Annotated in this window: 19 protein-coding genes, 2 pseudogenes and 1 riboswitch; of the genes and pseudogenes, 9 read left to right on the top strand and 12 right to left on the bottom strand. The window is 70.4% G+C overall.

Annotated features, from left to right (window positions below):
• Positions 1–7 precede the first annotated feature (7 nt).
• Positions 8–1,621, top strand: coding sequence for a peptide chain release factor 3 (locus GXP74_RS09285; RefSeq protein WP_225447809.1), 1,614 nt, complete (start codon positions 8–10; stop codon positions 1,619–1,621).
• 79 nt (positions 1,622–1,700) lie between these two features.
• On the opposite strand, the gene GXP74_RS09280 is transcribed toward GXP74_RS09285, so the two are convergent.
• Entirely contained in the window at positions 1,701–3,377 is a 1,677-nt protein-coding gene (locus tag GXP74_RS09280) for a hypothetical protein (RefSeq protein ID WP_182450962.1), read from the bottom strand.
• Positions 3,378–3,454: 77 nt separating this feature from the next.
• Complete coding sequence (locus GXP74_RS09275) at positions 3,455–4,504, bottom strand: LacI family DNA-binding transcriptional regulator (protein ID WP_182450960.1); 1,050 nt, start codon at positions 4,502–4,504, stop codon at positions 3,455–3,457.
• Between the two features lie 538 nt (positions 4,505–5,042).
• On the opposite strand from GXP74_RS09275, the gene GXP74_RS09270 reads away from it, so the two are divergent.
• Entirely contained in the window at positions 5,043–6,395 is a 1,353-nt protein-coding gene (locus GXP74_RS09270) for a ricin-type beta-trefoil lectin domain protein (protein WP_255528098.1), read from the top strand.
• Between the two features lie 54 nt (positions 6,396–6,449).
• On the top strand, positions 6,450–8,687 hold the full coding sequence (locus GXP74_RS09265; RefSeq protein ID WP_182450958.1) for an RICIN domain-containing protein: 2,238 nt from the start codon (positions 6,450–6,452) through the stop codon (positions 8,685–8,687).
• Between the two features lie 151 nt (positions 8,688–8,838).
• Here the strand turns inward: GXP74_RS09265 and GXP74_RS09260 are convergent, their stop codons facing one another.
• On the bottom strand, positions 8,839–9,384 hold the full coding sequence (locus tag GXP74_RS09260) for a YceI family protein (protein ID WP_182450956.1): 546 nt from the start codon (positions 9,382–9,384) through the stop codon (positions 8,839–8,841).
• 101 nt (positions 9,385–9,485) lie between these two features.
• Here GXP74_RS09260 and GXP74_RS09255 point away from each other — a divergent pair, with 101 nt between their 5' ends.
• Complete coding sequence (locus tag GXP74_RS09255) at positions 9,486–9,878, top strand: helix-turn-helix domain-containing protein (RefSeq protein ID WP_182450954.1); 393 nt, start codon at positions 9,486–9,488, stop codon at positions 9,876–9,878.
• Between the two features lie 17 nt (positions 9,879–9,895).
• Here the strand turns inward: GXP74_RS09255 and GXP74_RS09250 are convergent, their stop codons facing one another.
• Positions 9,896–10,462, bottom strand: coding sequence for a hypothetical protein (locus tag GXP74_RS09250; protein WP_182450952.1), 567 nt, complete (start codon positions 10,460–10,462; stop codon positions 9,896–9,898).
• Between the two features lie 231 nt (positions 10,463–10,693).
• Here GXP74_RS09250 and GXP74_RS09245 point away from each other — a divergent pair, with 231 nt between their 5' ends.
• Both GXP74_RS09245 and GXP74_RS09240 read left to right on the top strand, forming a co-directional pair.
• Positions 10,694–11,641: an ADP-ribosylglycohydrolase family protein gene (locus GXP74_RS09245; RefSeq protein WP_182450950.1), complete on the top strand. Its 948-nt coding sequence runs from the start codon at positions 10,694–10,696 to the stop codon at positions 11,639–11,641.
• 106 nt (positions 11,642–11,747) lie between these two features.
• Positions 11,748–12,665, top strand: a pseudogene (locus tag GXP74_RS09240) (ADP-ribosylglycohydrolase family protein); the annotation flags it as partial.
• A 423-nt stretch (positions 12,666–13,088) separates the two neighbouring features.
• Here the strand turns inward: GXP74_RS09240 and GXP74_RS09235 are convergent.
• Positions 13,089–13,982: a hypothetical protein gene (locus tag GXP74_RS09235; RefSeq protein WP_182450946.1), complete on the bottom strand. Its 894-nt coding sequence runs from the start codon at positions 13,980–13,982 to the stop codon at positions 13,089–13,091.
• A gap of 99 nt (positions 13,983–14,081) precedes the next feature.
• Between GXP74_RS09235 and GXP74_RS09230 the strand changes: the two genes are divergently transcribed.
• Positions 14,082–14,444, top strand: coding sequence for a metalloregulator ArsR/SmtB family transcription factor (locus tag GXP74_RS09230; RefSeq protein ID WP_182450944.1), 363 nt, complete (start codon positions 14,082–14,084; stop codon positions 14,442–14,444).
• Between the two features lie 21 nt (positions 14,445–14,465).
• On the opposite strand, the gene GXP74_RS09225 is transcribed toward GXP74_RS09230, so the two are convergent.
• From GXP74_RS09225 to GXP74_RS09205, 5 genes are all read right to left on the bottom strand, one after another.
• Positions 14,466–15,194, bottom strand: a complete 729-nt coding sequence (locus GXP74_RS09225; protein WP_182450942.1) for an MgtC/SapB family protein — start codon at positions 15,192–15,194, stop codon at positions 14,466–14,468.
• Between the two features lie 164 nt (positions 15,195–15,358).
• Positions 15,359–16,984, bottom strand: a complete 1,626-nt coding sequence (locus GXP74_RS09220; RefSeq protein ID WP_225447808.1) for an NRAMP family divalent metal transporter — start codon at positions 16,982–16,984, stop codon at positions 15,359–15,361.
• A gap of 267 nt (positions 16,985–17,251) precedes the next feature.
• Positions 17,252–17,436: riboswitch (M-box (ykoK) riboswitch) on the bottom strand.
• Positions 17,437–17,600: 164 nt separating this feature from the next.
• The gene (locus GXP74_RS09215) at positions 17,601–20,744 is read right to left on the bottom strand and encodes a DUF3427 domain-containing protein (protein WP_182456311.1); all 3,144 of its coding nucleotides are present in this window, start codon (positions 20,742–20,744) and stop codon (positions 17,601–17,603) included.
• Positions 20,745–20,825: 81 nt separating this feature from the next.
• The gene (locus GXP74_RS09210; protein WP_225447807.1) at positions 20,826–22,100 is read right to left on the bottom strand and encodes a caspase family protein; all 1,275 of its coding nucleotides are present in this window, start codon (positions 22,098–22,100) and stop codon (positions 20,826–20,828) included.
• Complete coding sequence (locus GXP74_RS09205; RefSeq protein ID WP_182450939.1) at positions 22,009–22,524, bottom strand: hypothetical protein; 516 nt, start codon at positions 22,522–22,524, stop codon at positions 22,009–22,011. Before GXP74_RS09205 ends, GXP74_RS09210 begins: the two co-directional genes overlap by 92 nt.
• A gap of 153 nt (positions 22,525–22,677) precedes the next feature.
• On the opposite strand from GXP74_RS09205, the pseudogene GXP74_RS09200 reads away from it, so the two are divergent.
• Positions 22,678–23,634, top strand: a pseudogene (locus tag GXP74_RS09200) (FAD-dependent monooxygenase); the annotation flags it as partial.
• A gap of 11 nt (positions 23,635–23,645) precedes the next feature.
• On the opposite strand, the gene GXP74_RS40170 reads toward GXP74_RS09200, so the two are convergent.
• Positions 23,646–23,963, bottom strand: a complete 318-nt coding sequence (locus tag GXP74_RS40170; RefSeq protein WP_225448766.1) for a hypothetical protein — start codon at positions 23,961–23,963, stop codon at positions 23,646–23,648.
• Here GXP74_RS40170 and GXP74_RS09190 point away from each other — a divergent pair.
• Positions 23,956–24,207: a hypothetical protein gene (locus tag GXP74_RS09190; protein ID WP_182450935.1), complete on the top strand. Its 252-nt coding sequence runs from the start codon at positions 23,956–23,958 to the stop codon at positions 24,205–24,207. The genes GXP74_RS40170 and GXP74_RS09190 overlap by 8 nt on opposite strands.
• 158 nt (positions 24,208–24,365) lie before the next feature.
• Here the strand turns inward: GXP74_RS09190 and GXP74_RS09185 are convergent, their stop codons facing one another.
• Positions 24,366–25,007: an HAD-IA family hydrolase gene (locus GXP74_RS09185; RefSeq protein WP_182450934.1), complete on the bottom strand. Its 642-nt coding sequence runs from the start codon at positions 25,005–25,007 to the stop codon at positions 24,366–24,368.
• Between the last annotated feature and the right edge of the window lie 60 nt (positions 25,008–25,067).

Below are 25,067 nucleotides of genomic sequence, written 5' to 3'. Positions count from 1 at the left end.
GATTCACGTGAGCTCCGACCACCCTGCCACCGCGACCCAGGTACTGCAGGAAGCGGACCGGCGTCGCACCTTCGCCGTGATCAGCCACCCCGACGCCGGTAAGTCCACGCTGACCGAGGCGTTGGCGCTGCACGCGCAGGCCATCACCTCGGCCGGCGCGGTGCACGGCAAGGGTGGTCGGCGCGGCGTCACCTCCGACTGGATGGAGCTGGAGAAGGAACGCGGCATCTCGGTGACCTCCGCCGCGCTCCAGTTCGGCCACCGCGACCATGTGATGAACCTGGTGGACACCCCCGGTCACGCCGACTTCTCCGAGGACACCTACCGGGTCCTGGCCGCCGTCGACTGCGCGATCATGCTGGTGGACGCGGCCAAGGGCCTGGAGGAGCAGACCCGCAAGCTGTTCTCGGTCTGCCGCCACCGGGGCGTCCCAGTGATCACCTTCATCAACAAGTGGGACCGGCGCGGACGCGAGTCGCTGGACCTGCTGGAGGACATCGAGAACATCCTCGGCATCACTCCGGTGCCGATGGTGTGGCCGGTCGGCGCCGCCGGGAACCTGCGCGGGCTGGTCCGGGCGGGCGACACCGAGCAGATGCTGCGCTTCACCCGCGTCCCCGGCGGCACCCACAAGGCGGTCGAGGAGCGGCTGACCGCCGAGCAGGCGGCGGCCGAGGAGGGCCCGCTCTGGGAGACCGCGCTGGAGGAGCTGGAGCTGGTGCTCTCCTCCGGTCCCGGCTGGGACCCGGAGGCGTTCCGGGCCGGGAAGATCAGCCCGGTGTTCTTCGGCGCCGCGCTCACCAACATCGGTGTCGGCCTGCTGCTGGACGCGGTGGTGGACCTCGCGCCCGAGCCGGGCCCGCGTCCGCTGGCGGCCGGGGGCGCGCGTCCGGTGGACTCGGACTTCACCGGCCTGGTGTTCAAGATCCAGGCCAACATGGACCCGGCGCACCGGGACCGGATCGCCTTCGTCCGGGTCTGCTCCGGGGTGTTCGAGCGCGGCATGAACGTCACCCGCGCGGCCAGCGGGCGCTCCTTCGCGACCAAGTACGCGCACACCGTCTTCGGCGCCGAGCGCACCGTGGTCGACACGTCCTACCCGGGCGACGTGGTCGGCCTGATCAACGCGACCGCGCTGCGCGTCGGCGACACCCTGTACGCGGGCAAGAAGGCCGAGTTCCCGGCGCTGCCCGCGTTCGCGCCGGAGCACTTCGCGGTGGCCCGGCCGAAGGACATCAGCCGCTCCAAGCAGTTCCGCAAGGGCATCTCGCAGCTGGACGAGGAGGGCGTGGTGCAGGTGCTGGTCTCCGACCGGCGCGGCGACCAGGCGCCGGTGCTGGCGGCGGTCGGCCCGATGCAGTTCGACGTGGTGCTGCACCGGATGGAGCACGAGTTCTCGTCCGCGATCACGCTGGACTACCTGCCGTACAACATCGCCCGGGTCACCGACCCGGAGGGCGCGGCCACGCTCAACCGCCAGCGGCTGGTCAACGGCGAGGTGCTGACCCGGCGTTCGGACGAGGTGCTGCTGGCGCTGTTCGCCGACAAGTGGCAGATGAACGGCTTCGTCCGGAGCCACCCGGAGGTCAAGCTGGAGACGCTGATCGCCACCGCGGACTGAGTCCGGGCGGCCCGTCACCGCGGCCGGGGCCCGGGGCAGCGTGGACGCTGCCCCGGGCCCCGGCCGGTCCGCGAGCGGGTCAGCGGTTCTCGTACATGCCGAAGGCGTCGACCAGCAGGTCGGTGGAGCCGGTGCCGGTGTTCCAGAAGTCCACGAGGCCGTAGGGGCCCGGCCGCGCCTGGACGAGGTTGGCGACGGTCTCGCCCCTGGTCCAGTTCAACGAGGAGTACAGCGGCGTCGCCGGTCGGCCGGCGCTGCCGAAGAGGTACATCTCCTGCGTGTTCGGGTCCCAGCCGACCGCCAGCGAGCCGCCGGTCGCGGTGTCGGTCACGGTGGTGTTGAGCACCCAGCTGGTGACGTTCGCCCAGGCCACGTTGAGCGCCAGGTGCAGGTAGTCGCCGCCGGGCAGGGCGGAGACCGCCGGTGCCGCGGTGTCCAGCAGCCGGGTCGGCGGGAGCGGCACGTACGCGCCCCTGCTCGCGGCGCTGTAGTAGCCGACCACGTCCACCACGATGTCGGTGGGCAGGGCGCTGCCGTTGTAGACGCGGATCCTGCCGTCGGCGCCGACCGGCGCGATCGCCGCGTTGGCGATCGTCTGGTTCGCACCGAAGTTGACGTTCGAGGTGGTGATCGAGGTGACGCCGTCCGGGACGACGCTCAGGAACCCGGCGCCCTTGGCACCGCTGGCGGTGATGTTCAGCGCCACGGCGGTGACCCCGGTGGCGGGCAGCACCCCCTTGTGGGCTCCGGCGATCAGGGCCGTGATCGAGCTGTGGCCGGGGACCTGCGCCTGGGCGACCCGGATGCCCTTGCGGGTGTCGAGCAGCCGGTGGGGCGTGATCGGGGTGTAGCCGCTGGCGGCCGTCGTCGAGAAGTACCCGGCGATGTCGGTGATCAGGTTCACCGTCCCGCCGGACGCGTTGTACAGGTCGACGTAGCCGTCGGCACCGACCGTCACGACCACCTGGTTCGGAACGGTCTGCCCCGCGACGAAGTTGATGTTCGAAGTGGCCGGAAGGGCCGTACCGTCCGCGTAGGCGCTGAGGTGGCCGCTGCTGGTGGGGTCGGCCACGGTGACGTTGAGGACTGCGGCGGTGACCCCGGTCGGGATCCCGTGGTTGCCGCCGATCCTCAGCCTCAGCACCGAGTCCGGTCCCACCTTGGCCTTGGGCGCGCCCAGGCCGGTCCCGGTGTCGAGCAGGCGCGTCGGGCCGAAGGGGGTGAGGTCCGAACCGGCCGTGACGCCCGACAGCGAGTTGGTCACCGTGTCGCCCCGGCCGTCGGTGACGGTGACGGTGGCCTTGAACGCACCCACCTGCGGGTACGTGTGATCACTGGTCACATTGCCGGATCCGGTGAGGGTGGCGGTGCTGGTGCTGCCGTCGCCCCAGGCGACGGTGACGGTGAGCGGCACCCCGGCGGCACCGGTGACCGAGGTGACCAGGTTGAGCCCGTAGGCCGAGTCGGTGGTGCCGGTGAGGCCGACCCGCAGGGTCGGGTCGGGCGTGGCGGCGACGCCCTGGCTGCTCGTGGCGCCGACCGGGACGCCCTGCCCGCGCTCCGAGTCGCTCGCGGGGCTGGTGAACGTCCGGAAGCCCGCGGAGAGGGCCTTCGGCAGCGCGGAGGCGCCGGCGGCGACGGGACGAGCCGCGGCGCCGACCGGTGACGGGGCGGCCGCGGCGGCCGTACTCGGCACCGCGACGACGCCGGCTGCCAGCATCGCGGCGGTCGCTATGAGGCGGCGGTGATGGGACACCTGTCCCCCAGTTCTGTCGGTGATGATCACTTGGAGAGCCCGCCAAGAGTACAGAGCACCGGCCCGGCGTTCACCGGTCAGGCCGACTCCCGGACCATCAGCGTGGGGTGGAACACGGCCGACTGGAGCGCCTCGGCCGGTTCGCCGATCTGCTGGAGCAGCAGCTGCGCCATCCGCGAGGCCATCTCCTCCAGCGGCTGCCGGACGGTGGTCAGCGGCGGGTCGCAGGCCAGCGCGGCGCTGCTGTCGTCGAAGCCGACGAGCGCGACGTCCTGCGGGACCCGCCGACCCTCGCGTCCGAGCACCGGCAGCGCGCCCAGCGCCATCAGGTCGGAGGCGACGAAGACCGCGTCGAAGTCCGGTGACTCGGAGAGCAGTCGGCGCATCGCCGCCGCTCCCCCGGCCTGGGTGAAGTCGCCCTCGACCAGGCCCGCCTCGGTCAGTCCGTGCGCGGCCAGCGCCTCGCGGAAGCCGGTCAGCCGCTCCTGGCTGGCGGGCATGTCCATCGGCCCGGTGACGGTGGCGATGCGCCGCCGTCCGACCGAGACCAGGTGCTCGACGGCGAGCGCCGCCCCGGCGCGCTGGTCCGCCTCGACGAAGCTGATCGGGGTGGGGCGGCCGGGACGCCCGGAGAGCACCGCCGGGACCCTGGCCTCGGCCAGCATCCGCGGCAGCGGGTCGGCCACGTGGCCGCAGATCAGCACCACCCCGTCGACGTGGCCCTGGCGCAGGTAGCTGACCAGGTTGGCGCGCGAGGGGGCGTCGTCGACCAGCATCAGCACCAGCTGCACGCCGCGCGGGCGGATGACCTCCATCACGCCGGTGACGACCCGTCCGAAGAACGGGTCGGTGAACATCCGGCCGAGGAAGGGGTCGGCGACGGCGCGCTGCTCGGCCTCGGAGACCACCAGCGCGATCGAGTCGGTACGGCGGGTCACCAGCGAGCGGGCGGCGCGGTTGGGCACGTAGTCGGTCTCGGCGACCGCGCGCTCGACCAGCTCGCGCATGGCCGGGTCCACCGTGGTGTTCCCGTTGATGACCCGGGAGACCGTGGCCCGGGACACGCCCGCGACCCGGGCGACGTCCTCCAGCGTGACCGACCCGGTGGACGGCGGCTTTCTGTTCATATCGCAGTTATACCTGCCCCGGCTGTCCCCGGTCCGGCCGGTTGACCAGCTACGGGGGAGGGACGGGCGGCGACGGCCCCGATTTTTCCGGTACCGGCCGCCGATCCGGCTGGGCACGCTCCCAATTCGGCCGCGGCGCCCGGCTTCGGTTCCTGAACTGGTGCCCTGACCTCCGCTTCCTCCCGCCGGACCGGTCAACGGCCGCTCGCCGCAGGCCAGTCAGGGCAAACCGCTGGCAACCGAGCGGGACTCATCATCCTTACCTGAAATTGGTCCAGACCCTTGACGCGGCCATGGCTCGCTAGTTCAATCACACCTTGAACAAAGGGCCATACAAAGCCCCCCAGCTGTTCAACCTCTTGAACGCGGGCCGTGGACGCCCCACCACGTCGCGGTCCGCGCCCAGCCCGGCAGTTACGGCACAGCACTGGCAACCAGCACCGCCGCGACCACCGGCGCGTACCCCCACCGTCCCGCCCCCGCTCCGGACCACCGGCGCGGGGGCGGGGCACCCGACCGTCCCCGCAGGAGGACACCCATGCTCTGGCCACGTGCCAAGAGATCCATCACCGCCGCCGCGCTCCCCCTCGCCGCGATGGGCATGCTGCTCGGCAGCACCACCAGCGCCCAGGCCGCGTCCAGCGCCTACCCGGCCCACTACGCCGCCCCCTACCTGCAGATCTCCGGCAGCGACGCGGGCGACATGGCCGCGGACCTGAGCGCGACGGGTCTGAAGTACTACACCCTGGCGTTCCTGATCCCGCAGTCCGGCTGCACCCCGGAGTGGGAGGACGACGGCTCCGGCATCGGCGCCTTCACCTCGCAGATCAACTCGCTGAAGGCGTCCGGCGGCAACGTCATCATCTCCTTCGGCGGCGCCGACGGCGGGGAGCTGGCGCAGACCTGTACCTCGGTCTCCGCGCTGACCGCCGCGTACGCGAACGTGGTGAACACCTACGGGGTCACCCGGCTCGACTTCGACATCGAGGGCGGTGTGCTGGACGACTCCGCCGCGAACACCCTGCGCAACCAGGCGCTGGCGGCGCTCCAGGCCGAGAACCCGGCCGTGCAGGTCGACTACACCCTCGCGGTGGCCCCGAACGGGCTGCCCTCCGAGGAGTTGGGCGTGCTGCAGAACGCCAAGAGCGAGGGCGTCAACGTCAGCGTGGTCAACCTGATGACCATGGACTTCGGCGACGGGCAGAACGCGCTCGCGGACGCCGAGTCCGCCTCGACCGACACCGCCTCGCAGTTGGCGAGCCTGTACGGGATCTCCACCTCCGCCGCGTACGCGAAGGAGGGGCTGACCCCGATCGCCGGGCAGAACGACGACAACGAGAACTTCACCCAGGCCAACGCCTCCACCCTGGAGAGCTTCGCCGCCGCCAACGGCGTTCAGGAGCTGTCCTTCTGGGAGGTCGACGGCTACGACAAGCCGCTCGGCTACGCCTACTCAAGGATCTTCAACCAGATCACCGGCGGCACCACCGGCGGTGGCGGCGGCACCACCACGACCGGCCAGATCACCGGCTACGGCGGCCTGTGCGTGGACGACCGCTCGGCCTCGACCGCCGACCTGAACCCGGTCCAGGTCTACACCTGCAACGGCACCGCCGCCCAGCAGTGGACCGTGGCAGCCGGCAACACCCTGCAGACGCTGGGCAAGTGCCTGGACGTGGACGCCGCCGGTACCGCCAACGGCACCACGGTCGACCTCTACGACTGCAACGGCACCGGCTCGCAGGTCTGGGTGCCGCAGTCCGACGGCGCGCTGCTCAACCCGCAGTCCGGCAAGTGCCTTGACGACACCGGCTGGTCCACCACCCCGGGCACCCAGCTGCAGATCTGGTCCTGCACCGGCGCCGCCAACCAGCAGTGGAACCTGCCGTAGTTGACGACTGATCAGAACACTTCGGAATCAGCCCCCTTGAAGGAGGCAGCACCCATGCAGCACCCGCAACCGAGAGCGCACCGCCTGCGGCCGAGAACCACCGGCGGTATCGCCCTGGCCGTGATCGCGCTCACCATCGCCGCCCCCGGCACGGTGACCGCGCAGGCCGCCAGCTCCCCCACCGTCGTGAAGGCGCAGACCACGGCGGCGGTGACCGCCGCCGCCACCGGCGCCACCGGTCCGATCACCGGCTACGGCGGCCTGTGCGTGGACGACCGCTCGGCCTCGACCGCCAACCTGAACCCGGTCCAGGTCTACACCTGCAACGGCACCGCCGCCCAGCAGTGGACCGTGGCAGCCGGCAACACCCTGCAGACGCTGGGCTCGTGCCTGGACGTGGACGCCGCCGGTACCGCCAACGGCACCACGGTCGACCTCTACGCCTGCAACGGCACCGGCGCCCAGGTCTGGGTGCCGCAGTCCGACGGCGCCCTGCTCAACCCCGAGTCGGGGCGGTGCCTGGACGACACCGGCTGGTCCACCACTCCCGGCACCCAGCTGCAGATCTGGGACTGCACCGGCGCCGCCAACCAGCAGTGGACGCTTCCCGCCGGTACCACCGGCGGTGGCGGTGGCACCGGCACCGCGCCGAACTTCGGCCCGAACGTGCTGACGTTCAACCCGTCGATGTCCAGCACGACCATCCAGAACGAGATCAACAGCGTCTACAACACGCAGCAGTCGAACCAGTTCGGCACCCAGCGCTACGCGCTGCTGTTCGCGCCGGGCAGCTACAACGTCAGCGTGCCGGTGGGCTTCTACACCCAGGTGGCGGGTCTCGGCCTGTCGCCGACGCAGACCACCATCGGCGGCGGCGGGGTCTACTCCGACGCCAGCTGGAACAGCGGCAACGCGACCGAGAACTTCTGGCGCTCCGCCGAGAACCTGACCCTGGCCCCGTCCTCCGGCAGCACCGAGTGGGCCGTCTCGCAGGCGTCCCCGCTGCGGCGGGTCAACGTCGAGGGCAACCTCGTGCTGGACGACAACGGCGGCTGGTCCAGCGGCGGCTTCCTCGGTGACTCCGAGGTCAGCGGGCAGGTCAACTCCGGCAGCCAGCAGCAGTGGCTGTCGCGCAACGACCAGGTCGGCAGCTGGACCGGCTCCAACTGGAACATGGTCTTCGTCGGCGACACCGGCACCCCGTCGACCAGCTTCCCGAACCCGCCCGACACCTCGGTCGCGCAGACCCCGACCAGCGCCGAGGCGCCGTACCTCTACGTCGACAGCTCCGGCAACTACAACGTGTTCGTGCCGGCCGACCGGACGAACTCGACCGGCACCGACTGGGCGAACGGCAACCCGGCCGGCAACTCGCTGCCGATCAGCGACTTCTACATCGCCACCCCCTCCGACACCGCGGCCACCATCAACGCGGCGCTGGCGGCGGGCAAGGACCTGGTCTTCACCCCCGGTGTCTACCAGCTCAACGGCACCATCAACATCACCAACCCGGACACGGTGGTGCTCGGCCTCGGCCTGGCGACCCTGGTGGCGAACAACGGGGTCACCGCGATCTCGGTGGCGGACGTCAACGGCGTCCGGATCACCGGCCTGATCGTGGACGCCGGATCCACCAACTCCTCGGTGCTGGTGCAGGTCGGCCCCAGCGGCTCCAGCGCCAACCACGCGAGCGACCCGACCGTGCTGTCCGACGTCTACTTCCGCATCGGCGGCGCGACGGTCGGCAAGGCGTCCCAGACGCTGCAGATCAACAGCAACAACGTCATCGGCGACAACATGTGGCTCTGGAGAGCGGACCACGGCAACAGCGGTACCGTCGGCTGGACCACCAACACGGCAGCCAACGGCCTGGTCGTCAACGGCGCCAACGTCACCCTGTACGGGCTGGCGGTGGAGCACTACCAGCAGTACCAGGTGCAGTGGAACGGCAACGGCGGGAGTACCTACTTCTACCAGAGCGAGATGCCGTACGACCCGCCGAACCAGGCGGCCTGGATGAACGGCGGCAGTGACGGCTACGCGTCCTACAAGGTCGCCAGCAACGTCACCAGCCACCAGGCCTACGGCCTCGGCGTGTACTGCTACTTCAGCACCAACCCGGCGGTCGTCGCCGACCATGCCTTCGAGGTACCCGCCACGTCAGGGGTCGGGCTGCACGACATGGTCACCGTCGCACTCGGCGGCACCGGGACGATCAGCCACGTGGTCAACGAGACCGGACCGGCGGTCAACTCCGGCAGCACGGTGGCGGACCTGGTCAGCTTCCCGTGACGCAGCCATGACCCGCGACTGACCGGACACCGGGTCCGGCGACCGGACACCGGGTCCGGCGGCAGGGCACACGACCGGGCGGGGCCTCACGGCCCCGCCCGGTTCCTTCTTGCTCCTCCGCTGCTCCTGGGGTGTGCCCCGGGGCGGGCTCTCAGCCGCGGACGAAGCGGAGCGACACGGTTACCCGGGTCAGGCCCTTCAGCATGCCGCCCTTGTTCCAGCTCATGCCGAACGTGTCGCGGTCGACGTCCACCTCGGCGTTCAGGGTCACCTCGTCCGGCCCGGCGACCGACGTACGGGCGGTGAAGCCGAGCGGACGGGTGCGGCCGAGCACCGTCAGCCGCCCGGTGACCTCGGCCGTGCCGGTGCCCTTCGGGGCGACCCGCTCGGCCTCGAAGGTGAACTCGGGGAACTGCTCCACGTCGAAGAAGTCGGCGGTGCGGAGGTGGACGTCGAGCTTGGGCTTGCCGGACGCCACCGAGGCGGCGTCGATGCTGAGCGTGCCGCGGGCGCTGCCGTCCGGCAGGGTCTCGCCGGTGCCGCTGAGGCGGGTGAAGGCCGCCTTGATGGTGACCATCCCCCACATCGACTTGTGCTGGATGCCGACCGTGGACGCGCCCGCGTCCAGGGTCCAGTGGCCGACGCTGAGGTCGGCCGACGCGGCGGGACGGGCGGCACCCGTGCGGTTCTCGGCCATGGCGGAAGGTTCCTTCGCTACTCGCTTTTTCGTTGTAACTAGTAGTACCACACTAGCTTACTTTTTAGCAGCTGCTGTCGGTCTCCGCGTAAACTGTCCCCATGACCACGGAACAGGCACTGCCGGGAGCCGAGCACGGTGAAGCGATCTGCACCGGAGCCGGAAGCTCCGTGGAGCGCGTCTTCAAGCTGCTCGGCAAGCGCTGGACCGGCCTGATCGTCGCCGCGCTGATGGGCGGCCCGGTCCACTTCGCGGAGTTCCGCGGCGCGGTCCCGGGCATCAGCGAGCGGGTCCTGTCGGACCGGCTCACCGAGCTGACCGCCGCGGGCCTGGTGCTGCGCGAGGTCGACCCGGGCCCGCCGCTGCGGGTCAGCTACCGGCTGACCGCGATCGGCGCGGGGCTGCGACCGGCCCTGGTCGAGCTCGGCCGCTGGGCCGAGGAGTGCCTGCCGCTGGACGAGTCGGCCGGCTGCCCGGGCCGCCCCCCGCTGTAGCCGCCCCCCGGCTACGCCTACGCCTGGCCGCCGCCGTCAGCGCCGCCGTCCGGTTCGGGGTCGGGTTCCGGTTCGGGTTCCGGTTCGGGTTCCCGTGCCGCGGGGAGCATTCCGCTGGCGCGGGCGATGGCCTCCACCTCGGCGGTGTCCGCCCGCCGCTGACCGGCTGCCGTGTCGAGCTGCTCGCGCATCCGCAGCAGCTCCTCCGGATTCTCCGCCTTCGCGACCGGGACCAGCGACATCGCCCCCTTGACGTGCTCCCCGTCGCCGAGTTCGGCCACCACCAGGTCCCCCCGGTCCTCGTGCCCGGGCTCCAGCGCGCCGAGCAGCCCGAGCAGGGTCAGCAGTTCCTTCTGCACCTCCCGGGTGAACAGCTCGCGCTCCTCGCCGTCCATCGTGATCTCGACCCGGCCGCCACCGGCCTCCACGTACATCCGGATCAGCTCCATCAGCAGCGCGTACTGCGGCCGGGGCATGGTCACCCGCAAGGTCTCGATGTACAGCGCCAGTTGCGACCGGGCCAGCTCGCGCCGGTCCTCCGCGCCGCCACCGTCGTCCGCTCCCGCCGACCCGTCCGCCGACATTAGTCCGCCTCTCTCCGTCGCGCGCGCCGTGCCGTCCTGCGGTAGTGCTACCCGCTGCCGCGCGCCGGTTCACCCGACCGCCGCCACCGCTGCGGGACCGGGAGTTGTCAGTGCCGCCCGCTACAGTCCGAAGCCGGACGACACGTCCGCTGAAGCGGGCAGGACGAAGGGGGCAGGCATGAGCAGTACCACCGGCACGCGGGTCCGGACGAAACCCGACCGGCGCGCGGCATGAACGCCCCGGCGCGGGCGGACCGCTCGGCGGGCGCGATCGTCGGCTGGGCGGTGGGCGACGCCCTGGGCGCCCCGTTCGAGTTCGGACTGGGCGGCATGTTCTCCAAGCGCTTCCCGCGGTCGGGCGGCGCGGACGGCAACGAGCTGTGCGGCGGCGGCGGTTGGGATCCCGGCGAGGCCACCGACGACACCCAGATGGGGCTGCTGATCGGCGAGTCACTGCTGGAGTCCGACGGCCTGGACCTGCCCGACATCTTCGCCCGCTTCCAACGCTGGGCCGCCGCCGACCCCAAGGACATAGGGATCCTCACCGAGACCGTGCTCTGCAGCCGCCTGCCCTGGAACCGGGCGGCCAGGGAGTACTTCGCCCACAACATGCACGCCGCGGGCAACGGCTCGCTGATGCGCGCCGTGCCCGCCGCGCTGCGCTACGCCCGCCGGGACCAGGCCACCCGGGTCGAGGCCGCCCGCTGCATCTCCGCACTCACCCACGCGGACCCGGCCACCGGCTGGGGCTGCGCGATCTACCAGGAACTCCTCATAACCGCGCTCGACGGCCGGGACGTCCAGGCCGCGCTGCCCGCCGTCATCGCCCTCGTCGACGAACCGGAACGCGCCCGCTGGGAGAGGGTGCTGCGGTCCGACTGGCATCCACGGCTGGCGACCGAGTCCAACGGCGCGGTCTGGCCGACCCTCGGCACCGCGCTCTGGGCGCTGCGCACCACCAGCACCTTCGAGGAGGCACTGCGCGCCGCCGTCGACCTCGGCGGCGACACCGACACGGTCGGCGCCGTCACCGGCGGCCTGGCCGGGGCCGTCCACGGCCTGCCCGCGATACCCACCCGCTGGACCGAGCTGGTCCACACCCCGCTCCCCGGCTTCAGTCCGCACCCGCGCCGAGCCGCCGACCTGATCGCCCTCGCCCGCGCCCTGGAAAGCCGCTGACGATCCGTCGGACACCCCGGACGGCACGCGTCGGACGCGCCGCGCAACGCGCCCGACCGGGAAACCTACTGGCTCCAGGACCAGCGCGTTGGCAGGATGCGGGGTGATGACCACCGACCACTCCGCGACCACCGCTGCCCCCTACCCCTTCAACCACCGCGCCGCCGCCCGTGACTCGCTGCGCGGCCTCGCCGTCGGCGACGCCTTCGGCGCGCAGTTCTTCGTCCCCGAGAACCTGCCCGCCCTGCGCGGGCGCCGACTGCCGCCCGCGCCCTGGCCGTGGACCGACGACACCGAGATGGCCTGCTCGGTCTTCGCCGTGCTCCGCCGCCACGGCAGCGTGGACGCGGAGGAGCTGCTCCGCTCCTTCGCCCGGCGGCACGACTTCGACCGGGGCTACGGCCCGGCGATGAACCGGCTGCTGCGGCTGACCCGCGAGCAGCAGCACCCGGGCGGACTGGCTCGCGAGCTGTTCGACGGGCAGGGGTCCTGGGGCAACGGCGCGGCGATGCGCGTCGCCCCGCTCGGCGCCTGGTTCGCGGTGGACCTGGAGGAGGCGGCCTGGCAGGCCGCGCGCTCGGCCGAGGTGACGCACACCCACCCGGAGGCGGTGGCCGGCGCGGTCGCGGTCGCCCTCGCCGCCGCCTGCGCCGCCCGCAGCCGTGGCCGGCAGCTGACCCGGCACGAACTGCTGCGCCCAGTAGTGGAACTGACCCCGCCGGGGCGGGTCCGCGACGGGGTGGCCCTGGCGCTGGAGCTGCTCGACCAGCCGCAGGTGGAGCTGGCCGCACACCGGCTGGGCAACGGCAGCCAGGTCAGCGCCATGGACACGGTGCCCTTCACCCTGTGGTGCGCGGCCACGTACCTGGACGACTATCAGGGCGCGCTCTGGGCCACCGCCTCGGCGGGCGGGGACGTCGACACCACCTGCGCGATCGTCGGCGGCATCGTCGGCGCCAGGGTCGGCGTCGACGGCATCCCCGCGCCGTGGACGGCAGCCGCCGAGGCCCTCCCGCCGTGGGTCGAGGCCGACCGGCTCGGCTCCGACCTGCGCCGCCAGGACTTTCCCTCGCCCCGGCCGCTCCAGCGTCCGGAGCCGATCCCGGCCCCCTCGACGGTATGGACACCCGGGCAGTGGCAGCAGATGCGGCAGGGGCACTCCGGCATCGGCCAGGACTCCCGGTGGTACGCCTACATGGAGGGCAACCGGCTCTGTCTGCACCGTAGTTGGACCGGCAACTGCATCTTCGAGGCGATCGTCGAAGGCGACCCGGAGGGCGTCCGCCTGGTCCGAGCCTGGGTGGAGGCCGACCCCCAGCGGTACCGGCGCGGCAGCGACGAGCACGAGCGGACCCAGTTGGAGCACTTGGTACGGTTCCTGTTCGCCGACCGCGACCAGCCGCCGGTCGACTGACGCGGGCCTGGCGGGAGTTGCCCCGAGCCCGGGTCAGACCAGGCCGGTGGCGACCAGCGCGCCGACGCCGACCAGCATCAGGGCGGTCAGCAGGTTCGCGCTCCGGTCGATCCAGGCGCCCTGGAGCCGGTAGCCGCCCAGCGCGGCCAGCAGTGTCAGGCCCACGATGGTGCCGAGGGTGACCAGCGAGAACACCAGCAGGGTGCCCAGTGCGGCGGCCAGGCCGGTGGCGGAGGCGGCCAGGAACACCGGCAGCACGGTCAGGTCGGGCGAGGCGGCAGCCCCGAACGGCACCGCGAACGCCGCCAGCCGCGAGACCCGCGAGCGCGCAGCCGTCCGCGCGTCGGGCGTCCGCGCGTCGGGCGTCCGCGCGTCGGGGACAGCCGCCCCCGAACGGCTCGCGACCGCCAGGCCGCCGTGCACGTGCTCCGACTCGCCGTGGCCGTGCTCATGGCTGGGGCCGTGCTCGTGGCTGTGCCCGTGACCGTGACCGTGCCCGTGACCGTGGCCGTGGCCGTCGCCACCGTGCGCCGAGTGCCCGTGATCCCCGCGCCCGTGATCCCCGCGCTCGTGGCCGCCATGGAGGTGGTTGCCCTGGGCGTCGTGGGCGTGGCCGTGCCCCTTGCCGAGGAGTTCCAGGGCGAGGAAGACCGCCCCGGTCGCCAGCAGCACGCCACCGACGACGACGTCCTCGTGGCGCTCCACGCTGGAGCGGAACTGTAGCCCGACGCCGATCACCACCGCTCCGAGGAGCAGCGACAGGGCGACGTGGGTGGTCCCGGCCAGCGTGGCCAGCCGGGCGGTACGCCGGATCGGGTAGCGCTGGGTGCGGGAGACGATGCCGAGCGGGACCCAGTGGTCGGGCAGTACCGCGTGCCCGAAGCCGACCCCGGCCGCAGCCGCCAGCAAAGCGGGAATGGTTGCCATGCTTCAGTCATACCATGTTGTATGCGCATCAGTGAAGATGAGAAGGTTAATGCGTGACACTGCTTGTTGCGCCATATACGCAGGTGAAAGACTGAGGTAATGACGCAGGACCGAACCGACACCCCGGCCCAGGCCGCCCCCCACGGCGGTCAACTGAGCGACGCCCAGGTCACCGTGGCGGTGGCCGCCCTGTCGATGCTGGCCGAGCCCACCCGGCTGCGGCTGCTGTGGGCGCTGCGCGACGGCGAGTTGGGCGTCAGCGCGCTGGCCCGGGCGGCGGACTGCTCGCCGACGGCCGCCAGCCAGCACCTGGCCAAGATGCGGATGACCGGCCTGGTCGACCAGCGCGCGGAGGGCCGGGCCCGGATCTACCGGCTGACCGGCGGCCATGTGCAGCGGCTGCTCAGCGAGGCGCTGGCGCACGCCGACCACACCGTCTCCGGCCTGCCGCACCACTCCTGAACCACTGCGGAGGGCAGCCGGTCAGGCCACGGCCTCGGCCTCGCCCTCCCCCGGGCCGCCGGTCAGGTGCCAGTGCAGGTCGCGGATGCCGGGCTCCAGGGACAGCCGGGCGATCAGCTGCTCCAGGGCGTGGGCCGGGTCGCCGCTGACGGCGACGGCGGCCCGGAGGCTGGTGGTGTCGTCGGGCTCGCGGCGGGCCCGCAGCCCGGTCGGGGTGAGCCCGGTCCCACCGAGGGACTGCAACAGCAGCGCGCGGACGTGGGTCTCCGAACGACGCTCGCAGACCAGGTGGATGCTGGCGTGGATGCCCTCGGTGTCGGGGTCGTCCTGCGGGACCCGGTCGATCAGCCGTCCGGCCGGGCGCAGCACCAGGTGGATGGCGAGCACCGCGCCGGTGCCGATCAGTGCGAAGGCCAGGTGCCCGGAGGCGGCCATCACCCCCGCCGCCGCCGAACACCACAGGGTGGCGGCGGTGTTGAGGCCACGGACCGAGGCGCCGTCGCGCAGGATGACGCCGCCGCCGAGGAAGCCGATCCCGGAGACCACGTAGGACGCGACCCGGGTGGGACTGCTGACGTCCCCGACCGCCTCGCTGTAGAGGACGAAGAGCGTGGCTCCGGCGGCGACCAGGGCGTTGGTCCGCAGTCCGGCCATCCGGGCGCGCCACTGGCGCTCGATGCCGATCAGCGCCCCGCAGCCGACGCCGGTGACCAGGCGGAGCAGGAAGTCGATGGTGCTCAGGGTGTGCACGGCGGCACCTTCTCACGGGAAAGTCGCGCACCGGTACGGGCGACACGCCGCTGGGGAGTGTCGCCCGTACCGGTGCTGGGCGGGCTGCGTGGCCACCCGGCCACTGGACCGCTCGGCTGCTCGGTTACTCGGTTACTCGGTTACTCGGTTACTCGGTTACTCAGCTACTGGCCGAGGGCGACCTGGACGAGCTTGATGATGACCAGGACCATGGCGACGAAGAGGTACCCGCGCAGGGCGCTCATGCCGATCCGGCGGCCGGTGGCCATCACCGGGCGGGTGAGGGTCTCCAGCGGCGGCATCCGCCACTCGTCGCGGCCGGTACGGTCGATGGGGTCTTCCTTGGTGGCGGTGCGGCGGCGGGTGAAGGCGTACCCGGCGGCGAGCACCCCGGCGACACCGCAGCCGGACATGATGTCCAGGATCGCGCCGGCGGTGATGTCCGGGAACAGCACCGAGGCGGTCAGGATGATCGACAGGCTGACCAGCACCCCGACCACGGCGGCGGTGAAGGCGTTGGTCCTGGGGCCGTTCACCCACGGGCCGAGGACCTGCTTGTCGTTGCAGAGCAGCAGCAGGAAGACCGTGGCGGACGGCAACAGCACCCCGGCCAGGGTCTGTACGCCCTCGGTGAGCAGGCCCAGCGGCGAGCCGGGGACCAGCACGATCGCGGCGGCGGCGCCGACCAGTCCGGCATAGACGGCGTAGAAGCCCTTGGCGCCGCCGACGCCCCGGTGCAGCGAGTGCTTGATGCCGAAGACGTCGCCGATGGCGTACGCGGTGGAGAGCGAGACGGCGAAGGCGCCGATGATCGAGGCGTCCAGCAGCGCGATCGCGAACAGCACCCCGGCGAGCTTGCCCGAGTGGGCGGCGATGCCGTGGGCGAGCCCGGCGGCGTCGGTGAAGTGGCCGAAGTCCCTGGTCCCGCTGAAGGCGGCGGTGGAGATGCCCATGACCGCCGCCGCACCGATGACCACGATCACGATGCCGAGCCACAGGTCGGCCTTCTCGTACTTCATGAAGCGCGGGGTGATCCGCTTGTCGATCACGTACGACTGCTGGAAGAACAGCTGCCAGGGCGCCACGGTGGTGCCCACGATGCCGATGATCAGCAGCATCACGGTGGAGAGCTGGCTGCTGCCGCCGGGGATCGCCGGGACCACGAAGTCGTGGGCCATCTGCGAGGCCTTCGGGTGGACCAGGAAGTAGATCGGCACCAGCAGCAGCGAGCCCGCGCAGAGCGCGATCGCGATCCGCTCGAAGCGGCGGAAGGAGCCGGTGAAGCCGGAGGCGATGATGATCACGGCGGCCAGCACCACGGCGGCGACCTTCGGCAGCCCGAGGTAACCCGAGGCCAGGGTGATCCCGATGAACTCGGTGACCAGGGTCAGCGCGTTCAACAGGAACAGGTCGATCACCGAGAACGCGCCCCAGAACCTCCCGAAGCGCTCCAGGATCAGCCGGGCGTGCCCGACGCCGGTGACCGCGCCGAGGCGCAGCACCATCTCCTGGTTGAGGTAGAGGACCGGGACGAGCAGCAGCAGCGTCCACAGCAGGTGGGTCCCGTAGTCCTGTCCGGCCTGGCCGTAGGTGGCGAAGGCCCCGGCGTCGTTGTCGCCGACCATGACGATCAGGCCCGGGCCGAGGATCGCCAGCAGGGTCTTGAGCTTGGCGGACATCCCCCGGCGCTCGCCGTGGTCGCCCAGCTTGATGGTGCCAAGCGCGCCCTTGATGTCGCCGATGTGCGCGTCGTCCAGGACCGCGTTGCGGGTCTCGATGGTGGTGGTCACGATGTTCCCTCCCCGCCCCCACCTAGGGGGGCTTGGTAAGAGGGCATGCGGCAGCCATCCGCGTCGCGACCGGAACGGCGCAGCGCGGAGACGCCCGGCAGGGGGCGTGTGAAAGGCGAGTGAGTGTTACCGCATGCCGAAGTAAGGCGAGGACAGGCTGAAACGGGGCCGTTTGTGGCCCGGACTACTGCAGTCCATGTCTCGCCTCCCTACGTCCGGGGCGCGCGGATGCGCCCATACGGCAGGGGGAACGCCGGGTCTCTCCCCGGCACACCCCAACTCGTCAGAGCTTTGGCACTCCACGGCGTAGCGCGGGCCCCGGAGGGTTCGCATGCGCAGCCACTTGGCCTCAACCCTTAGGTCGGGAAGAGGTGTCCTGATCCGGAGCGTCTCTCGACGGTTGGGATCAGTGGCCTGTGTCCGTGAAGACGCCTCACCGAACGAGGTGTCTGTTCAAACCTCCGCCACCCTATCCCATCCCGAGCCCAACACTTGCACTCTTTACGAAGTATTGACCTTCCACCACGCCCACCCCACCCTCCACACAACTCGCCGCCGCCGTCCTCACCCAGGCCAACACCTGGCCGGGACGGGGCTTGAGCGGTGAGCTCGACCGTCAACTGGCGCCGGCGACAGCCGAGTAGAGCTCAATGTCGGCCGGGATCGGGGTGCGCACCTGCCAAACCACAGCCATCGGCTTGCTGCCCTTGTGCGACTGGAAGTCCACCGGTCCCAGCAAGGTCCAGGGCTGGGGGCCACCAGAGTCGGTGTTCTTGAAGCGGCGGACGAACAGCAGCACGTGGCTGCCCTGCTCTTGATGCTGGCGGTAACGCAGCCCTACCCCAGACGTCGGTGAGGTGCTGTTCTGGGACTCCCAGTGGAAGAGGGTCGGGCTGAGTGCGTAGTCGTGGTAACGAGTCGTGGGACTGAAATCCTTCTCGTCCTTGGTCAGAGTGACCAGAAGGGCGTCGGTGTTAACAGCCGCACACCACTTAACCCCCTCGCGGAAGTTACTGGGCACAAACCCGCCAAGCTCGGCAACCCGGAGCGCAGGCAGGATCTCCTCGCGCGAATATTCGGCATGCAGCGCGAGCGGCACCCCACTGTGCGCCCCCAACAGCGGACTGGTGGGGCGGCGGGTGTGGTCCAGGTTCCAGGCCAGCAACTGGCGCACCTCGCTGCGGAATGCGGTCTGCTCGCGCAAACTGTCAAACCCTGCCTGATAGTCAGTGAAACCGCCGCCAGCGGGCCAGAGCGTAAAGAACAGCATCTGGGCGAAGCCCCGCTGCTGCTCTGTCAGTTCGGCATAGTGGAAGGCATCGTCCGACAGCAGTTCGGTGTACGCCGCCACCCGCAGCGGGTCGGCTGCGTGCAGGAAGGCGGGCACCCGCTTGAGCAGCGCTTCCTCACCCGCCGGAGGCTCGCCCTCTAGCAGACCGGCGCGCCGCAGCAATGCCGTCCAACTGCTGCTGCCTCGGTAGAGGTCAGCCGGCTCGCGGCGACTCTCACGTAGATACTCGGCCAACTCGGGGCGAGCGTACTCGCGAACCTCGTTGGCCAAGCCCTTGATGCCGAGCTTGAGTTGGGCCTTGATGTTGTCGAGTACCGCCTTCTTGGACTTACGGTCCAGGATGATCTGGCACCCCGAGGGCAATTGCGGGAAATCCTGCTCGACGTGGTCGACCAAGCGTCGCCGAGTGAGGTTAGTCAGCGCCCGGAACTGCTCTTCAATGCGGAACTCGGCCCGGTGCTGGCCAACGAAGTCAATAACCGTCAACACCGGCTTATCCTCGGTGCGCCGCAGGCCCCGCCCAAGTTGCTGCAAGAAGACCGTCGCACTCTGGGTGGGTCGAAGGAGCAGCAGCGTGTCCACATCCGGGATATCCAGACCCTCGTTAAACAGGTCGACGGAGAAGATGACCTGCAACTCACCCCGACGCAGCAGCTCAAGTGCGGCGTCGCGCTCGGACTGCGGTGTGCTGCCATCCACGGCACGCGCCGCGAGTCCGGCCCTACGGAAATACTCCGCCATGAAGTAGGCATGGCTAACCGAGACACAGAAGCCAAGTGCGCGAATCCGATGCGGTTCAGCCACTTTGTCTTCCAGTGCCTTGACGACAAGTCGAGCACGAGCCTCGTTGCCGGTGAATAGCCTGTCCAACTCATCCGGGTCATATGCTCCCCGACGCCAGCCGACCGTGGAAAGGTCGGTGTTGTCGGCGATGCCGAAGTAGTGGAAGGGACTGAGCAGGTCGTTCTCTAGCGCCTCCCACAGCCGCATCTCGGCAGCGATGCGGCCATCGAAGTACTCAACGTGGACATGGCGACCATCACCGCGCTCAGGAGTTGCCGTGAGCCCGAGCAGCTCCATCGGCTGGAAGTGATCGATAATCCGGCGATAGGTGGGCGCAGTGCTGTGGTGGAACTCATCAATAACGATGACATCAAAGTGATCGGGTGCCAGCTCTTCGAGCCGGTCGCGGCTGAGCGACTGGACGCTCGCGAAGACATGCCGCCAGGTGTCCGGCACCTCACCGCCGACGAGCAACTCGCCAAAGTTGGCGTCGGTCAGCACATCCTGGTACGTGCGCAGAGACTGCTTGAGGATCTCCTGCCGATGCGCCACAAAGAGCAGTGAGAGCTGCTCCGGCTTACGCCCGAGCTTTCGCAGCAGGGCACGGTAGTCCAGGGCCGCCATCACGGTCTTGCCCGTGCCGGTGGCGGCGACGAGCAGATTCCGGTGCAGCCCGTGTACCTCCCGCTCGGCATTCAACTGGTCAAGCATGTCGCGCTGGTGGGGGTACGGGCGAACCTCAAGACCGGACAGGCTGATGCGGGTGGTCTCCTGGTCCCCCTTGGTCCCACCGCGTCCCGAGGCCAAGCGCAGCGCCTCGTCGAGCCTTGCCGCGTCCTGACCCGGGTCGTAGACCTCAAAGGACGAATCGCTCCAGTACGATTCGAAAGTCGCCTCGAACTTCTTCAGCACCGCAGGCGTGCTGACCGACGAGAGTCGTACGTTCCATTCCACCCCGTCCAACAGTGCGGCCCGAGAGAGGTTGGAGCTGCCGACATACGCCGTATCGAACCCACTGCGGCGGCGGAACAGCCACGCCTTGGCATGCAGTCGGGTTGAGCGCAACTCATAGTTGACCTTCACCTCCGCACCGAACTCGCGCACCAGGCGGTCCAACGCATGCCGGTCAGTAGCCCCCATGTAGGTGGTGGTCACCACTCGAATGGGGACATTGCGGGCTGCGGCGGCGCGCAGCGATTCCTCCAGCACGCGCAGTCCGTACCACTTGACGAAGGCGCAGATCAGATCGACGCGGTCAGCGGTGGCCAACTCGGCCCGCAACTCGGTGCCCAGACTCGGATCCTCTGGGGCATTGGTAAGCAGGGCAGACTCGGACAGCGGGGTGGCTGGCCGGATCGCATACACCCCCGGAGCCTCTTGCTCAGCGAGAGACAGGAGTTGCCGTGGGCCCTCGGCGATGCGATCGGCAGCGCCACCGTTGCCCCGCTCCTCCAGGGCACGCAAGAACTCGTTCGCGGCAGGGACCCGTTGGTCCTCGGGGAGTGCGGCAAGAACCTGCACAGCGCGACTTCCCAGATACCGGGCAAGGACGTGCGGCGCCGATTCCGTCCCGACCGGTGCCTCCACGATCTGCCAACCCGCGCCTCGCAGAGCGTCTACCTGTTCCTCGACGCCCTGTGTCACCAACTGCTCGTACAGACCAGCGGCCGGCTCATCGCCACTCATGAGGTTGCCCACAACGGCTCCTGACCATCACTTGATTTCTTTGCAAACGAACAGAGAACTACCACACTGCACTGAGGGAGCTCAGAAGGTCACGTACTCGCGCATCCGCCCCTGCACGGCCGGATGGGCATCACCGAGCGCCATGGGCAAACCTGGCAACCGCTCTGCCAACCGCTCCGGCGTCAAGGGGCCACTCACGTTCAGGGCCAGCTTGCCCGTGTCCCCCGCAGCGGTGCTCTCCTCGTCCACTCCGTACACCTCTCGTATTCGGTGCACCCGCCCGTCGTTGACCACGACCAGCGCCTTGAGGTTCGGGATACGCCATCGCGCGATGGGCCACCACATCCGGTCTGCCTCCCGTTGCACCTGCTCGTCACGCCCCGTCTCCCCGTACCAGCGACCAGTCGGGTCAGCCAGCAGGGAGACGCCCTTGCGCCATACCACCAGGGCGTAACGCTCGCCCGCCCCAAGCCCGGTCAGCGCAACGGTCGCCACCGCGGTATCGGGCAACTCCACTGCTCTGAGCGCGCGGTTGCGCGCCAGCGGGAAGCGGTCGGCGGTGTCGGTGGTGCGCTGATTCGGCTCAGGGAGTCCGTGCTCCGTCAACCGGTTCCGGAGCAGCGGATAGATCTCCTTGAGGGTGAGCAGGTCCGGACCGTGGGGCCGACCAGCCGTGACGATGTCCACCAAGTGGTGGGTGAAGGAGGTACAGGCCTCTGCTTGCTCGGCGGCAGGCACCACGTGGGCGGCCTGATCGTGATCGGCAGCAGTGATGACGGTGGTGCCCTTGGCAGCCATGCTGTCGATGACTTCACCGCTCAGCGACTCAATGGCCTGCCCGGAGAAGCAACAGTCAAGAACTACGGCCTTGAGCCTCGCTGGGCTGCGCCCGAGAACTTCCTTGACCTTGCGATATTCCAGTCCGGTCATGTCGGCATGCCGCCTGTCGGTATCGCTCAGCGTCAGGCACAGCTCCGACTTGACGCTCAACGTGCCGTGCCCCACGAAGTAGAAGAACAGCGCGTCCTCAGCGGAGGTTGCCAGGTCTGCAAGCAGTGCTGCGAACGCACCTGTGGCACGGGGGTTCAGATGGACCGAGACACGATCCGCTGGCCATCCACCCAACATTGGGTCGGTAAGCATGGCATGCATGGCGGTCAGACTGTTCGCCGCTGCCGGGACCGACCGGAATCCCTCATCGTCGTACTGGGCCACGCCGATGAGAATGGCGCGAGACCGTCCGTAGTCGATGCCCTCAGGTCCCTCAGGCACGAGAGTCCTCACCCTTGACCGCGTGGAGGTAGCGCGCCACAACCTCCGGCGCTGTCCCGGCCGGGAATTCCACGCTCGTCCCATCGATCGTGATCTTGATCGTCTGCTGCCGACTACCAAGCCAGGAGCTCAGGGCGCTGCTCAGCACCGAGACCACACCTCCCGAGCCGAGCGCTACCGAGAGGAGTTCGACGGCTCCGCCGCTCAACTCCTGCTCGCCGGGCTCTCCCTGCACCTGCTTGACCCTGCCGACGAGGCCTCGTTGAGCCGCCAACCAACGCCCCAACTCGGCCAGTTCCACCCCGCCGGCTACCCCCACGACCCGGATCTCCGCGTTCATGCTCTCCCCCGCCTGATCATCGACCTTTTCGGTACTGGTCGACCACGGAGGAATCTTGTCAAAGAGTGGCCAGAGAAGGTGGCCACTTAGCCACTTTCGCTCAACCAGTTCGCCCAGGACGGCCTCGGGCTCACGACCCAGCACGCGGCAGCTACCGATCTGGTCCAACCAAGCAGCTCCAACCAAGCGGCTGCGCCCCCGCCGCGGGTGGCGGGTCGGGGTGGCTGCCACTATTGTCTGGCGCGCCCCTGGTCGGGGGGGTGCGGGCCTGGTGTGGGCCCGACGGCGGCGGTTGCTGCCCCAGGCGGGGGGATCCAGGTCATGAGCAGCCCCATCCTTGTCGTCGGTGCCGGGCCCGTCGGCCTCGCGGTGGCGGGCGAGTTGGCGCGACGTCAGGTTCCGGTGCGGATCGTCGACGTCCTGGCGGCGCCGACCAGTGAGTCGCGCGCGATCGTGGTCCACGCCCGCAGCCTCGAAATGCTGGAACGGGTCGGCGTGCTGGACGACATCGTCGCGTCCGGGATCAAGGCCACCGGCGTCGAGCTGCACGCGTCGGGGCGCACCATCACCCGCGTCGAGCTCGACATCGTCGACAGCCCCCACCCCTACTCGGTCCTCACCGCGCAGACGGAGACCGAGCGGGTCCTGGCCGAGAACCTGGCCAGGCACGGGGTGGAGGTGGAGCGGGGGGTCTCGCTGGTCGGTCTGGAGCAGAGCGGCACCGGGGTCCGGGCGACGCTGCGCGGGTCCGACGGGGGCGAGGAGAGGGTCGAGGCCTCCTGGCTGGTCGGCGCCGACGGCGCGCACAGCGAGGTGCGACGGCAGGTCGGCTCCGCGCTGGAGGGCTCGTTCCACGGCGAACGCTTCCTGATGGGTGACGTGCACGCCGAGCACGACTTCGATCCGCGCTCGATGTACACCTTCTTCTCCACTCACGACGGCCCGTTGATGGTCTTCCCGATGAAGGGGGACCGGATGAGGCTGATCGCGCAGATTCCCACCGCCTCCACCGACCAGGCGAGCCAGGAGTGGCTCCAGCGCATCGCCGACGAACGGGCCGCCGGACGGCTCCGGATCCACGACTCGCTGTGGCTGACCTGCTTCGAGATCCGCCACGCCCAGGTGCCGCAATACCGGTACGGGCGGGTCTTCCTGGCCGGGGACGCGGCGCACATCCACAGCCCGGCCGGCGGGCAGGGCATGAACACCGGCCTCCAGGACGCCTTCAACCTCGGCTGAAAGCTCGCCGCCGCCCACCGGGGGACGGCCTCCGAGGCGCTGATCGACAGCTACCACGCCGAGAGGCACCCGGTCGCGGCGCGGGTCATCGAGTTCACCACCAGGCTCACCCACCTCAGCACGCTCGCGAACCCGGTCGCCCAGAAGCTGCGCAACGCCGCGCTGCACACGGCCACCGGTATCGGCCCGGCCCGCCGCGCCCTGGCCGACGCGACGGAGGAGACGACGCTGTCGTACCACGGCAGCCCGGCCGTGGTGGGCGCGGCGGCGAACGCGAAGGTCCGCGGCGGGGACCATCTGCCCGACGTGCCCGGCACGGCGCTGCGCGCGGTGCTGTCCGCGGAGGCCGGACATGTACTGGTGACCATCGGTCCGCTCCCGGCGGCGGCGGAGCTGCCCGGCGTCCGACAGGTGCTGCTGGCGGACACCGACGCCGCGGTCGCCGGGTTCGAGACCGTGGTCGCCGACCCGGACCGGCGTGCGGCCGCCCGCTTCGGCCTGGCCTCGGGCCGCGTCATGGTCCGCCCGGACGGCTACGTCGGCGCGCTCGCCTCCGGCGAGGACGACTCCCCGATCAGGGCGTACTGGGAGCTGACCACCGCCGTCGGCTAGGGCCGGTCTTTCGGGTCACGTCGGATAGCGGGCGGCGTTGGGGTGCGTGCCCCGGCGGTGCGGAGGAGGGAGTCCATGCGGAGCATCGGCGACCGACGACAAGCCGGCGAGGTGCGTGCCTCGGCGTCGACCGCCCGACGTGATCCGAAAGACCGGCCCTAGGATCCCGGCTCCGGTGAGGCCGTACCGGTGGCCAGCCAGGCGTCGACGGCCGTTTCCAGTTCGTCGAGTCCGGCGAAGACGTGTCCGGTCATGCCGACGGCTCGCGCGGAGCGCACGTTCTCTTCGCGGTCGTCGACGAAGAGGAAGTCCGCCGGTGCCGCGCGCATGGCGGTCACGCAGTGCCGGAACGCGGCCGGGTCGGGCTTGGCAACCTTGATCTTTCCGGAGAGGGCGACGTAGTCGAGGTCCCGCAGCCAGGGCTGGACCGCGCCGAAGACGTCCGCGTGGTCTGCCGGGATGTTGGACAGCAGGGCGACTTCGGCGCGGCCGCGCAGCGAGCGCACGTAGCCGACCATGCGGTCGTCGACGCGCGACCAGCTGTCGATGTCGGCAAGCCGCAGCCTCTCGGTCGTGCCGGGACCGACCGGGCGCGACAGCCGACGAAGCACCGCCCCCCAGTACCTCGCGGCGGACTGCCGCCCGGCGTCGTAGGGCGGCCGCAGGGCCCAGTACGCCTCGGTGAAGGCGTCCAGCGGCGCGTGGCACTCGGCGGCCATGTCCACGAGCGCGCCCGGGCGCTGGTGGCGGGCGATGACTCCGAAAAGGTCGAACATGGCGATCCGTCGGCCGGTGGTCATGGGTACCCCTTCCAGGGCGGAGCCGCCTCAGGGACGGTCGAGGGGGCGGTCAGGGGCGGT

Origin of the sequence: Streptacidiphilus sp. P02-A3a, assembly GCF_014084105.1 — a bacterium.
Lineage (GTDB): Bacteria > Actinomycetota > Actinomycetes > Streptomycetales > Streptomycetaceae > Streptacidiphilus.
The sequence above is the reverse complement of the archived record's forward strand: the minus strand, read 5'-3'. Positions and strand labels throughout refer to the sequence as shown.